This window comes from Pseudomonas sp. P9_31 (assembly GCF_034008235.1).
Taxonomy (GTDB): domain Bacteria; phylum Pseudomonadota; class Gammaproteobacteria; order Pseudomonadales; family Pseudomonadaceae; genus Aquipseudomonas.
Genome location: NZ_CP125375.1, coordinates 4,534,989 through 4,547,299, shown reverse-complemented (window position 1 = coordinate 4,547,299; position 12,311 = coordinate 4,534,989). Strand labels below are relative to the sequence as shown.

General features: G+C 59.6%; 14 protein-coding genes. All 14 read left to right on the top strand.

The window, feature by feature from the left end; genetic code table 11:
• Positions 1–154 precede the first annotated feature (154 nt).
• The 14 genes from fliL (at position 155) to QMK51_RS20355 (ending at position 12,297) form a co-directional block, all read left to right on the top strand.
• Positions 155–655 (top strand): flagellar basal body-associated protein FliL, encoded by a 501-nt coding sequence (gene fliL, locus QMK51_RS20420; RefSeq protein WP_320391426.1) that lies wholly within the window; start codon positions 155–157, stop codon positions 653–655.
• 9 nt (positions 656–664) lie between these two features.
• Positions 665–1,633, top strand: coding sequence for a flagellar motor switch protein FliM (gene fliM, locus QMK51_RS20415; RefSeq protein WP_007938639.1), 969 nt, complete (start codon positions 665–667; stop codon positions 1,631–1,633).
• A 68-nt stretch (positions 1,634–1,701) separates the two neighbouring features.
• Positions 1,702–2,160, top strand: coding sequence for a flagellar motor switch protein FliN (gene fliN / locus QMK51_RS20410; protein WP_008039811.1), 459 nt, complete (start codon positions 1,702–1,704; stop codon positions 2,158–2,160).
• A complete protein-coding gene (fliO, locus tag QMK51_RS20405; RefSeq protein ID WP_258696951.1) occupies positions 2,161–2,610 on the top strand; it encodes a flagellar biosynthetic protein FliO in 450 nt (149 codons plus the stop codon). It abuts the gene before it with no gap.
• Complete coding sequence (fliP, locus tag QMK51_RS20400) at positions 2,610–3,368, top strand: flagellar type III secretion system pore protein FliP (RefSeq protein ID WP_320391425.1); 759 nt, start codon at positions 2,610–2,612, stop codon at positions 3,366–3,368. Before fliO ends, fliP begins: the two co-directional genes overlap by 1 nt.
• A complete protein-coding gene (gene fliQ / locus QMK51_RS20395) occupies positions 3,365–3,634 on the top strand; it encodes a flagellar biosynthesis protein FliQ (RefSeq protein WP_320391424.1) in 270 nt (89 codons plus the stop codon). The genes fliP and fliQ overlap by 4 nt, the downstream gene beginning before the upstream one ends.
• Positions 3,635–3,637: 3 nt before the next feature.
• Positions 3,638–4,420 (top strand): flagellar biosynthetic protein FliR, encoded by a 783-nt coding sequence (gene fliR, locus QMK51_RS20390; RefSeq protein ID WP_320391423.1) that lies wholly within the window; start codon positions 3,638–3,640, stop codon positions 4,418–4,420.
• A gap of 3 nt (positions 4,421–4,423) precedes the next feature.
• Positions 4,424–5,563, top strand: coding sequence for a flagellar biosynthesis protein FlhB (flhB, locus tag QMK51_RS20385; RefSeq protein ID WP_320391421.1), 1,140 nt, complete (start codon positions 4,424–4,426; stop codon positions 5,561–5,563).
• Between the two features lie 233 nt (positions 5,564–5,796).
• Complete coding sequence (gene flhA, locus QMK51_RS20380) at positions 5,797–7,926, top strand: flagellar biosynthesis protein FlhA (protein WP_320391419.1); 2,130 nt, start codon at positions 5,797–5,799, stop codon at positions 7,924–7,926.
• Between the two features lie 11 nt (positions 7,927–7,937).
• Positions 7,938–9,263, top strand: a complete 1,326-nt coding sequence (flhF, locus tag QMK51_RS20375) for a flagellar biosynthesis protein FlhF (protein WP_258696945.1) — start codon at positions 7,938–7,940, stop codon at positions 9,261–9,263.
• 116 nt (positions 9,264–9,379) lie between these two features.
• A complete protein-coding gene (gene fleN, locus QMK51_RS20370) occupies positions 9,380–10,210 on the top strand; it encodes a flagellar synthesis regulator FleN (RefSeq protein ID WP_003222917.1) in 831 nt (276 codons plus the stop codon).
• The gene (gene fliA / locus QMK51_RS20365) at positions 10,207–10,947 is read left to right on the top strand and encodes an RNA polymerase sigma factor FliA (RefSeq protein WP_007894214.1); all 741 of its coding nucleotides are present in this window, start codon (positions 10,207–10,209) and stop codon (positions 10,945–10,947) included. The genes fleN and fliA overlap by 4 nt, the downstream gene beginning before the upstream one ends.
• Before the next feature lie 167 nt (positions 10,948–11,114).
• Positions 11,115–11,486, top strand: a complete 372-nt coding sequence (locus QMK51_RS20360) for a chemotaxis response regulator CheY (RefSeq protein ID WP_167331167.1) — start codon at positions 11,115–11,117, stop codon at positions 11,484–11,486.
• A gap of 22 nt (positions 11,487–11,508) precedes the next feature.
• The gene (locus QMK51_RS20355) at positions 11,509–12,297 is read left to right on the top strand and encodes a protein phosphatase CheZ (protein ID WP_320391412.1); all 789 of its coding nucleotides are present in this window, start codon (positions 11,509–11,511) and stop codon (positions 12,295–12,297) included.
• Positions 12,298–12,311: the final 14 nt, after the last annotated feature.

Sequence of the window (12,311 nt, the reverse complement as noted above, 5' to 3'; positions counted from 1 at the left end):
TGTTGCACCGCTATCGCGAGCAGGCTCGCTCCCACATTTGTTTTGTGGTGGCAGATGATCCTCTGCCTCCACTCCCTCCCGACACTTCTGGCATAACACTTGCTCTTGCCTTGCCGTGCGACTGTGAAAACCCGAATAGTGACGGATTATTGGCATGGCGAAGAGCGAAGCAGTAGTAAAAGACCCCGCAACCAAAGGCAAAATCAAGCTGATCATTGTGGTCGTCGTGGCCTTGGTGCTGGCGATCGGCTTGTCCGTGGGGGCGACCTGGTACTTCATGCACAGCGCCCAGAGCAAGCCTGCCGCCGCGGCTGAAACCGCTGTGGTCGGCAAGCAGCCGGCGATCTTCGAGCCCATGGCGCCGGCCTTCGTGGCCAACTACAACGTGAACGGCCGCCAGCGCTACATGCAGGTGAGCATCACCATGCAGGGTCGCAATCAGGCTGATCTGGAGGCGCTCAAAGTCCACATGCCGGTGATCCGCAATAACCTGGTCATGCTGTTTTCCGGTCAGGATTTCGCCACGCTGGCGACCCCGGTCGGTCAGGAGATGTTGCGTCAGAAGGCCACGGCCAGCGTCCAGGAAGTGGCGCAGAAAGAGCTTGGCAAAGTGGTGATCGAACAGTTGCTTTTCACTAATTTCGTACTGCAGTAGGAACACGACATGGCCGTGCAGGACCTGCTGTCCCAGGATGAGATCGATGCGCTGTTGCATGGCGTCGACGATGGTCTGGTACAGACCGATAACGCTGCCGAACCCGGCAGCGTCAAAAGCTACGACCTGACCAGCCAGGATCGCATCGTCCGTGGACGCATGCCGACCCTGGAAATGATCAACGAGCGTTTCGCCCGCTACACCCGCATCAGCATGTTCAACATGCTGCGCCGCTCGGCGGACGTTGCCGTCGGTGGCGTACAGGTGATGAAGTTCGGCGAATACGTGCACTCGCTGTATGTGCCGACCAGCCTCAACCTGGTCAAGATCAAACCGCTGCGCGGTACCGCGCTGTTCATCCTCGACGCCAAATTGGTGTTCAAGCTGGTGGACAACTTCTTCGGCGGCGATGGCCGTCACGCGAAGATCGAAGGGCGTGAATTCACCCCCACCGAACTGCGTGTGGTGCGCATGGTGCTGGAGCAGGCCTTCGTCGATTTGAAGGAGGCCTGGCAGGCGATCATGGAAGTGAACTTCGAGTACATCAACTCGGAAGTGAACCCGGCCATGGCCAACATCGTCGGCCCGAGCGAAGCCATTGTGGTGTCGACGTTCCACATCGAACTCGATGGCGGTGGCGGCGACCTGCACGTGACCATGCCGTACTCGATGATCGAGCCGGTGCGCGAAATGCTCGACGCCGGCTTCCAGTCGGACCTCGACGATCAGGACGAGCGCTGGATCAACGCCTTGCGCCAGGACGTGCTGGACGTCGACGTACCGATCGGGGCCACCGTTGCCCGTCGCCAGTTGCGCCTGCGCGACATCCTGCACATGCAGCCGGGGGATGTGATCCCGGTCGAGATGCCGGAAGAAATGATCATGCGCGCCAACGGCGTGCCGGCCTTCAAGGTCAAGATGGGCTCGCACAAAGGCAACCTCGCGTTGCAAGTGATCGAACCGATCGAGCGCCGCTGACCGGCGCTTCAACCCTTTCGCTTTTAACTGACGGCTTCTGATTGAAGGTTGCCTGCCGAGGACAAATGATGGCTGACGATATGAATACCCAGGACGACCAGGCACTGGCTGATGAGTGGGCTGCGGCCCTGGAAGAAACCGGTGATGCAGGGCAAGACGATATCGATGCCTTGCTGGCCGCCGACGCCGCCGGTTCGTCGTCCAACCGTCTGCCGATGGAAGAGTTCGGCAGCGTGCCGAAGAACAACGATCCGGTGACGCTGGACGGTCCGAACCTGGACGTGATTCTCGACATCCCGGTGTCGATTTCCATGGAAGTCGGCAGCACCGACATCAACATCCGCAACCTGCTGCAACTCAACCAGGGTTCGGTGATCGAGCTCGATCGTCTGGCCGGTGAGCCGCTGGACGTGCTGGTCAACGGCACGCTCATCGCCCACGGCGAAGTGGTGGTGGTCAACGAAAAGTTCGGCATCCGCCTGACCGACGTGATCAGCCCAAGTGAACGCATCAAGAAGTTGCGCTGAGTGAAAAAGGTTCTGGGTTTTGTGCTGGCCCTGCCATTCAGTGTGCTGGCTGCCGAGCCGGTGACGACGGCTGCGACAGCGGCTGCCGCGCCGGCCGTCAGCAGTGGTGTGGCTGGGCAATTGACGCAATTGGTGTTCGGCTTGCTGCTGGTGCTGGGGTTGATCTTCTTCCTCGCCTGGCTGCTGCGCCGGGTTCAGCAGGCCGGGCCGGCCGGCAAGGGGCAGGTGATCGAGCTGATCGGTTCCCGGGCGCTTGGCCCCCGTGACCGTTTGATGCTGGTGCAGGTGGGCAACGAGCAGATTCTGCTTGGCCTGAGCCCGGGCACCATCACTGCGTTGCATGTGCTCAAGGAGCCGGTGCAAGTGCCGAGCGGGACTGAAAAAGCGACCCCGGAGTTCGCCCAGCGCCTGTTGGAGTTGTTGGGCAAGGATCAGAAGGATAAGAAGTAATGGGTGCGTTACGCATCGTCTTGACGCTGGTCCTGATGCTGGCCGCGCCGCTGGCGTTCGCTGCCGATCCGTTGTCGATCCCGGCAATCACCCTGGGCACCAACGCCGAAGGCGCGCAGGAGTACTCGGTCAGCCTGCAAATCCTGCTGATCATGACCGCGCTGAGTTTCATCCCGGCGTTTGTCATGCTGATGACCAGTTTCACCCGGATCATCATCGTTTTCTCGATCCTGCGTCAGGCCCTGGGCCTGCAGCAGACACCGTCGAACCAGATCCTCACCGGCATGGCACTGTTCCTCACCATGTTCATCATGGCGCCGGTGTTCGATCGGGTGAATCAGGATGCCTTGCAGCCGTATCTGGCGGAAAAACTCACCGCGCAGGATGCCGTGGCCAAGGCCCAGGTGCCGATCAAGGACTTCATGCTGGCCCAGACTCGCAGCAGCGACCTGGAGCTATTCATGCGCCTGTCCAAGCGTACCGACATTGCTGCGCCGGATCAGGCGCCGCTGACGATTCTGGTGCCGGCTTTCGTGACCTCTGAGCTGAAAACCGCGTTCCAGATCGGCTTCATGATCTTCATTCCGTTCCTGATCATCGACCTGGTGGTGGCCAGTGTGCTGATGGCGATGGGTATGATGATGCTCTCGCCATTGATCATTTCCTTGCCGTTCAAAATCATGCTGTTCGTGCTGGTGGATGGCTGGGCGTTGATCATCGGCACCTTGGCCAGTAGCTTCGGCGGCGTTTCACCATGACGCCGGAAGTTGCCGTAGACATCTTTCGCGAAGCGCTGTGGCTGACCACCATGATGGTCGCCGTGCTGGTGATTCCGAGCTTGCTGGTAGGGCTGTTGGTGGCGATGTTCCAGGCGGCCACGCAGATCAACGAACAGACCCTGAGCTTCCTGCCGCGTCTGCTGGTGATGCTGGTGACGCTGATCGTTGCCGGCCCGTGGATGGTGCAGACCTTCATGGAATACATTCTGCAGCTGTACCACAGCATTCCTCTGGTCATCGGTTAAGCCATGTCGCTGCTGCAGCTGACCGATACCCAGATCAGCACCTGGGTGGCGACATTCATGTTGCCGCTGTTTCGCATCGGCTCGTTGTTGATGGTCATGCCGATTTTCGGTACGACGCTGGTGCCAAAACGCGTGCGTTTGTACTTCGCGCTGGCGATTACTGTGGTCATTGCACCGGGTCTGCCGCCCATGCCCGCCGTCAACGCGCTGGACCTGAGCGCGCTGCTGCTGATCGCCGAGCAAATCATCATCGGCGCGGTCCTCGGTTTCTCCTTGCAGCTGTTCTTCCAGGCGTTCGTGGTCGCCGGGCAAATTGTCGCGATCCAGATGGGCATGGGCTTCGCTTCGATGGTCGACCCTACGAACGGCGTGTCGGTGGCGGTGATCGGGCAGTTTTTCACCATGCTGGTGACGCTGTTGTTCCTGTCAATGAATGGTCACTTGGTGGTGTTCGAAGTCCTCACCGAAAGCTTCACCACGCTGCCGGTCGGTAGCGGCTTGATGGTCAATCATTTCTGGGAGCTGGCCGGCAAGCTCGGCTGGGTGCTCGGTGCGGCGCTGTTGCTGGTGTTGCCGGCGATCACCGCGTTGTTGGTGGTCAATATTGCGTTTGGCGTGATGACCCGGGCGGCGCCGCAACTGAACATCTTCTCGATCGGCTTTCCGCTGACCCTGGTGCTTGGGATGGTCATCCTCTGGATCGCCCTGGCGGACATTCTCAATCAGTATCAACCGCTGGCCGCCGAGGCCTTGCAGTTGTTACGCGAACTGGCACGGGCGCGCTGAGTCATGGCTGAGAGCGAAAGCGGTCAGGACAAAACAGAAGACCCCACGGAGAAACGCAAAAAGGACTCCCGTGAGAAGGGTGAGATTGCGCGCTCCAAGGAACTCAACACCTTGGCGGTCATGCTCGCTGGCGCCGGTGGGTTGCTGATTTTCGGTGGCGCTCTGGCCCAGGATTTGATGGAGCTGATGCGCATGAACTTCTCGCTCTCGCGAGAGGTGATTCTGGATCAGCGCTCCATGGCGACTTATCTGCTGCACTCGGGGCAGATCGCTCTGTTGGCGGTTCAGCCGGTGATGATCACTTTGCTGTTGGCCGCGCTAATTGGCCCGATTTCTCTGGGGGGCTGGCTGTTCGCCGCTGGCTCCATGGCGCCCAAGTTCAGTCGCATGAATCCCGCCGCAGGCCTGAAACGAATGTTCTCGGCCAAGGCGCTGGTGGAGTTGCTCAAGGCCCTGGCGAAGTTTTTCATCGTGTTGTTCGTGGCGTTGGCGGTCTTGTCGTCGGACATTGACGATCTACTGCGCATCTCCCGCGAACCATTGGACATGGCGATCATTCACAGCCTGCAAGTGGTCGGTTGGAGCACCTTGTGGATGGCGTGCGGGCTGATCATCATCGCCGCGGTCGATGTGCCGGTGCAGCTCTGGGAAAGCCACAACAAATTGTTGATGACCAAGCAGGAAATACGCGACGAGCACAAGGATCAGGAAGGGCGGCCAGAGGTCAAGCAGCGGATTCGCCAGCTTCAGCGCGAGATGTCTCAGCGGCGGATGATGGCCGCCATCCCCGAGGCTGACGTGGTCATCACCAACCCGACCCACTACGCCGTGGCGCTCAAGTACGATCCTGAAAAGGGCGGGGCGCCGATGCTGATCGCCAAGGGCAGCGACTTCCTGGCCTTGAAGATCCGCGAAATCGCCGTGGCCAACGAAGTGCTGCTGCTGGAGTCGCCTGCCCTGGCGCGTTCTATCTACTACTCCACGGAGCTGGAGCAGGAAATTCCTGGCGGGCTGTATCTGGCCGTGGCTCAGGTATTGGCTTACGTCTACCAGATCCGCCAATACCGCGCGGGCAAGGGCAATCGCCCGGATCCGCTCAAGGATGATCTGCCGATTCCACCGGATCTGCGGCGCGATTCCTGATAGATCAAACGATCGCAGACTTCGGCAGCTCCTGCACGGATCGTGAGTTACCCGCGATGTTGCGGTGTGAACCTAATCCGCAGGAGCTACCGAAGGCTGCGATCTTTTGATCTTTTTGGGTCTGCACAAACCTCTATTTCAAGCCTCGGCAAAAGTTGGAAGGCTTCTTGCAGTAGCCGCCCTGCGCCTGCTTCAGGCGTCAAAAGTTTGCTTTAAAGGAACGGGGAAAACCGGTGGATCGCTCTCAGTTAATCAACAGTGCCCGCACAAACGTTGCCGACCTCAGTCGGGGCAATATGGGTGTGCCGCTGTTGCTGCTGGTCATGCTGGCCATGATGATGTTGCCGGTGCCGCCGTTCCTGCTGGACGTGTTTTTCACGTTCAACATTGCCTTGTCCATCGTCGTGTTGCTGGTCTGCGTGTACGCCTTGCGGCCGCTGGATTTCGCCGTGTTCCCGACCATTCTGCTGGTGGCGACGTTGTTGCGACTGGCACTGAACGTGGCCTCGACGCGGGTGGTGATGCTCCACGGTCAGGACGGCCATGCCGCCGCCGGTAAGGTGATTCAGGCCTTCGGTGAGGTGGTGATCGGCGGGAACTACGTGGTCGGTATCGTGGTGTTCGCGATTTTGATGATCATCAACTTCGTCGTGGTGACCAAGGGTGCCGGGCGGATTTCCGAGGTGAGCGCACGTTTCACCCTCGACGCGATGCCCGGTAAACAGATGGCCATCGACGCCGACTTGAACGCCGGCCTGATCGACCAGAACCAGGCGAAACTGCGCCGGATGGAAGTGGCTCAGGAAGCCGAGTTCTACGGTTCCATGGATGGTGCCAGCAAGTTCGTGCGCGGTGACGCCATCGCCGGCCTGCTGATTCTGTTCATCAACCTGATCGGCGGTATGGCGGTCGGTATCTTCCAGCACGGCATGAGCTTTGGCGATGCCGGCAAGGTTTATGCGCTGTTGACCATCGGTGACGGTTTGGTGGCGCAATTGCCATCACTGCTGTTGTCGACCGCTGCCGCGATCATGGTGACCCGTGCTTCCGGTTCGGAAGACATGGGCAAGCAGATCAATCGTCAGATGTTCGCCTCGCCAAAAGCCTTGGCGGTAGCTGCTGGCTTGATGGCGGTGATGGGCCTGGTGCCTGGCATGCCGCACGTCTCCTTTCTGTCCATGGCGGCCCTGGCGGGCGGTGGCGCTTACTTGTTCTGGAAGAAACAGAACGCGGTCAAGGTCCAGGCTCTGCAAGAGGTCAAGCGTCAGCAGGAACTGCTGCCATCGCCGGCCCGTGCTCAGGAAACCAAGGAGCTTGGCTGGGACGACGTGACGCCGATCGACATGATTGGCCTGGAAGTCGGTTACCGTCTGATTCCGCTGGTGGATCGCAACCAGGGGGGGCAGTTGCTGGCACGGATCAAGGGGGTGCGTAAAAAGCTCTCACAGGACCTGGGCTTCCTGATGCCGACAGTGCATATCCGTGACAACCTCGACCTGGCGCCTAGCGCCTATCGCCTGACCCTGATGGGCGTGATCCTGGCCGAGGCCGAGATTTACCCGGACCGCGAGCTGGCGATCAACCCGGGGCAGGTCTACGGTACGCTCAACGGCATCACCGCCAAAGATCCGGCTTTTGGTCTGGAAGCGGTCTGGATCGAAATCAGCCAGCGTGCCCAGGCGCAATCGCTCGGTTACACCGTGGTCGATGCCAGTACGGTAGTGGCGACCCACTTGAACCAGATTCTGTACAAGCACTCCAGCGAGCTGATCGGCCACGAAGAAGTCCAGCAACTCATGCAATTGCTGGCCAAAAGCTCACCGAAGCTGGCCGAAGAGCTGGTGCCGGGGGTGGTTTCGCTGTCGCAACTGCTCAAAGTCTTGCAGGCGTTGCTGGCCGAACAGGTGCCGGTACGGGACATTCGCAGCATCGCCGAAGCCATCGCGAACAACGCCGCCAAGAGTCAAGATACTGCCGCTTTGGTGGCGGCGGTGCGCGTCGGCGTATCCCGTGCAATCGTGCAAAGCATTGTAGGCACTGAGTCCGAGCTGCCTGTGATCACCTTGGAGCCAAGGTTGGAACAAATATTGCTCAATAGTCTTCAGAAGGCAGGACAAGGCTCGGAAGAGGGTGTTCTGCTGGAGCCAAGCATGGCAGAGAAACTGCAACGCTCGTTGATCGACGCGGCGCAGCGTCAGGAAATGCAAGGTCAACCGGTGATTCTGCTGGTAGCCGGCCCGGTTCGCGCGATGCTCTCGCGATTTGGCCGACTGGCAGTCCCGGGTTTGCATGTGTTGGCTTACCAGGAAATTCCTGACAACAAGCAAGTGACCATCGTTGCGACAGTAGGGCCCAACGGCTGAGGTAGTGGTTTATGCAAGTTAAGCGTTTTTTCGCCGCCGATATGCGTCAGGCCATGAAACTGGTTCGTGATGAGCTGGGCGCCGATGCCGCCATCATTGGCAACCGCCGGATCGCTGGCGGTGTCGAGCTGACGGCTGCCCTGGATTACAAATTGTCGGCGCTGGCCCCGCGTGTTCCGAACATGGAACTCGAGGATGAGCTGCGCAAGACCCAGTCGCGGATCGTCACCGCCCAGGCCGAACTGAGCCTGCGTAGCGATGGCGAGAGCGACAAGACCACCAACCGCCAGTTGTTCGCCGGTTTGCCGTTGACCGCCGCCGAGCCGCTGATCGAACCGACGCTGGCCGAGCCTCGGCGCCCTGCGCCCGCACCTGCCGCGGCGACCGGCGTGGACCCGCGTGCGTTCGATTCGATGCGTTTCGAACTCAATAGCCTGCGTGAACTGATGGAAGTGCAACTCGGTTCGCTGGCCTGGAATCAGCTGCAAGGCAGCCGTCCGGCCCAGGCCAACCTCTGGCGTCGCCTGCAACGCATCGGCCTGTCCGGCCCGTTGTCGCGGGATCTGCTGGCGCTGATTACCGACATTGAAGAACCACGCCAGGCCTGGCGCATGTTGCTCGCGCACCTGGCGAGGATGATCGCCACCCCGGAAGTCGAGCCACTGGAAGAAGGCGGTGTGATTGCCATGGTCGGCCCGGCCGGCATGGGCAAGACCACCACGCTGGCCAAGCTCGCGGCCCGTTACGTGCTCAAGTACGGCGCGCAGAACATCGCACTGGTGAGCATGGACAGCTATCGCATCGGTGCTCAGGAACAGCTCAAGACCCTTGGTCGCATCCTCAATGTGTCGGTCACCCACGTCGATCCGGGCCAATCCCTGGTGCAGGCGCTGGAACCCTTGCTGCGCAAACGCGTGGTGCTGATCGATACCGCCGGCCTTCAAGCCAGCGACCCGGCACTGCGCATGCAACTCGAAAGCCTGGCCGGACGGGGCATCAAATCAAAAAATTATCTCGTCCTGGCAACCACCAGCCAGAAACAGGTTCTAACCGCCGCTTATCACAGTTACAAACGCTGCGGCCTCGCCGGCTGCATCCTGACTAAACTGGATGAAACGGCAAGCCTGGGCGAGGTGTTGAGCCTGGCCATCAGCCATGAGTTGCCGGTGGCTTACCTGACCGATGGCCCGCGGATTCCGGATGATTTGCATCTGCCGCGTCGTCATCAGTTGGTCAGCCGCGCCGTTAGCGTGCAAATGCAGGAAGAACCCAGCGAAGAAGCCATGGCTGACATGTTCGCTGATATTTACCACAGCCCGACCAAGCGGGTTGGCTGAGGTATTAATGAACAGTTTTTGTACCTACATCGATGGTCTGCCATGCATTGTTCCAATGGTGAACGCGCAGCCAGTAATGTGGCCTCCGTCTAAGTAAGACAAGGTAAAGAAATAACATGGGCAGCATGCATCCCGTACAGGTGATCGCGGTGACCGGCGGCAAAGGTGGCGTCGGGAAGACTAACGTGTCAGTGAACTTGTCCCTGGCTCTAGCTGAGCTCGGCCGGCGCGTCATGCTGCTGGATGCCGATCTGGGGCTGGCGAACGTCGACGTCCTGTTGGGGCTGACACCCAAACGCACCCTGGCCGACGTGATCGAAGGCCGCTGTGAACTGCGCGACGTGCTGTTGCAGGGGCCTGGCGGTATCCGCATCGTCCCGGCCGCGTCCGGCACCCAGAGCATGGTTCATCTGAGCCCGGCCCAGCACGCCGGCCTGATCCAGGCCTTCAGCGACATCGGCGACAACCTCGACGTATTGGTGATCGACACCGCTGCGGGCATTGGTGACTCGGTGGTCAGCTTCGTGCGCGCAGCGCAAGAAGTCTTGCTGGTGGTGTGCGACGAACCGACCTCGATCACCGACGCCTACGCGCTGATCAAACTGCTTAACCGCGACTACGGCATGAATCGGTTCCGCGTCCTGGCCAACATGGCGCAGAGCCCGCAGGAAGGCCGCAACCTGTTCGCCAAGTTGACCAAGGTCACGGATCGTTTCCTCGACGTCGCGTTGCAATACGTCGGTGCGGTGCCTTACGACGAAAGCGTGCGCAAGGCCGTGCAGAAGCAGCGTGCCGTCTATGAAGCCTTTCCGCGTTCCAAGTGCGCCCTGGCGTTCAAGGCCATTGCGCAGAAGGTCGATACCTGGCCGCTGCCGGCCAACCCGCGTGGGCACCTGGAGTTTTTCGTCGAGCGCCTCGTGCAACAAACGGCAGGACCCGTGCTATGACAGCCAGCGGTTACAACCTTTACAAGAAGTCGGCGCGTGACGCGCAGTACGAACTGATCGAGCGTTACGCGCCACTGGTCAAACGCATTGCCTATCACTTGCTGGCCCGTTTGCCGGCCAGTGTCCAGGTTGAAGACCTGATCCAGGCCGGGATGATCGGCCTGCTTGAAGTATCGACCAAATACGACGCCAGCAAAGGCGCGAGTTTCGAGACGTACGCGGGCATACGAATCCGCGGCGCAATGCTTGATGAAGTGCGCAAGGGGGACTGGGCGCCACGTTCGGTTCACCGCAATACCCGCATGGTCAGCGACGCGATTCGCTCGATTGAAGCTAAAACCGGCCGTGATGCTAAAGATCACGAGGTTGCGGCCGAACTCCAATTGAGTCTCGACGATTATTACGGGATTTTGAACGACACCCTGGGCAGCCGGTTATTCAGTTTCGACGATCTGTTGCAGGACGGCGAACACGAAGGGCTGCATGAGGATGGCGCGAGTGCTCATCTCGAGCCGTCACGCGATCTGGAAGATGAACGCTTCCAGGCGGCGCTGGCGGACGCGATTGCCAATTTGCCGGAGCGTGAGCGACTGGTGTTGGCGCTGTACTACGACGAAGAGTTGAATCTCAAGGAAATCGGTGAGGTCCTGGGGGTCAGCGAATCGCGGGTCAGCCAGTTACACAGCCAGTGCGCGGCCCGTTTGCGGGGGCGTTTGGGGGAGTGGCGAGCGCGCTGAAGGCAGTGTGGGGACACTGCGAATGGAGCCTGTGTGGTGTTGAACTGCGCAGGTCTCGATCTGTTGTGCTCCAGACAGTCATTGAGTGCTTTGCCGGATTGATTGAAATGGCGTGTCCAGGTGCTGGGCGCGTTTAAGACTGCTTGGAGGTCGAATTGGACAAGAACATGAAAATCCTCATCGTTGATGACTTCTCAACGATGCGGCGGATCATAAAAAACCTGTTGCGTGACCTTGGGTTCACCAACACCGCCGAGGCCGATGACGGGCTGACCGGGTTGCCGATGCTGCAAAGCGGTAACTTCGATTTTCTGGTTACCGACTGGAACATGCCCGGTATGACCGGCATCGATCTGCTTCGTGCGGTGCGCGCCGATGAAAGGCTCAAGCACCTGCCGGTGCTGATGGTGACCGCTGAAGCCAAGCGCGAGCAGATCATCGAAGCGGCCCAGGCCGGTGTTAACGGCTATGTGGTCAAACCCTTCACGGCCCAGGCGTTGAAAGAAAAAATCGAGAAGATTTTCGAACGCATCGGTTGAGAAACTGCGCCACGGGGGAGCTATGGAGCATATCGAATCTTCACAGGGCGATTTTGAGTCGACCCTGAAAAAACACGCGGTCGAACTGGTCGAAAGCCTTGAAAAAGGCAGGTTCGGCGACGCTGTTCAACTGATCCATGAGCTCAACCAGACCCGTGACCGTGGCCTGTATCAGGAAGTGGGCAAGCTCACCCGCGAGCTGCATAGCGCGATCGTCAATTTCCAGATTGACCCGCACATGCCGCAAGCCGAGGAAGTGTCTCAGATCACGGATGCCACCGAGCGTCTGGGTTATGTGGTCAAGCTGACCGAGGCCGCGGCCAACCGCACCATGGATCTGGTGGAAAACGCCACGCCACTGATCAACAGCCTGAGCGACGAAGCTCAGGCGCTGAGCACGGATTGGGGGCGGTTCATGCGTCGCGAGGTCGGGGCTGAAGAGTTCCGCGAACTGGCCCGGCGGGTCGACGGTTTCCTGACACGCAGCAGCGAAGACAATCGCGTTGTGTCGAGCAACCTCAACGACATTCTGCTGGCTCAGGATTACCAGGACCTCACCGGTCAGGTGATCAAACGCGTGACCCAATTGGTCACCGAAGTTGAAAGCAACCTGCTCAAGCTCGTGCTCATGGCCAGTCACGTCGACCGCTTTGCGGGTATCGAACATGACCGTGAAGCGATGCTGGCTGAAAAAGATCCGCAAAAACATCTCTCTCAGGGTGAAGGTCCGCAGATTCATGCCGATAAAAGAGAAGACGTTGTGTCCGGTCAGGACGATGTGGACGATTTGCTATCCAGCCTGGGATTTTAGAATTTTAGAATTTT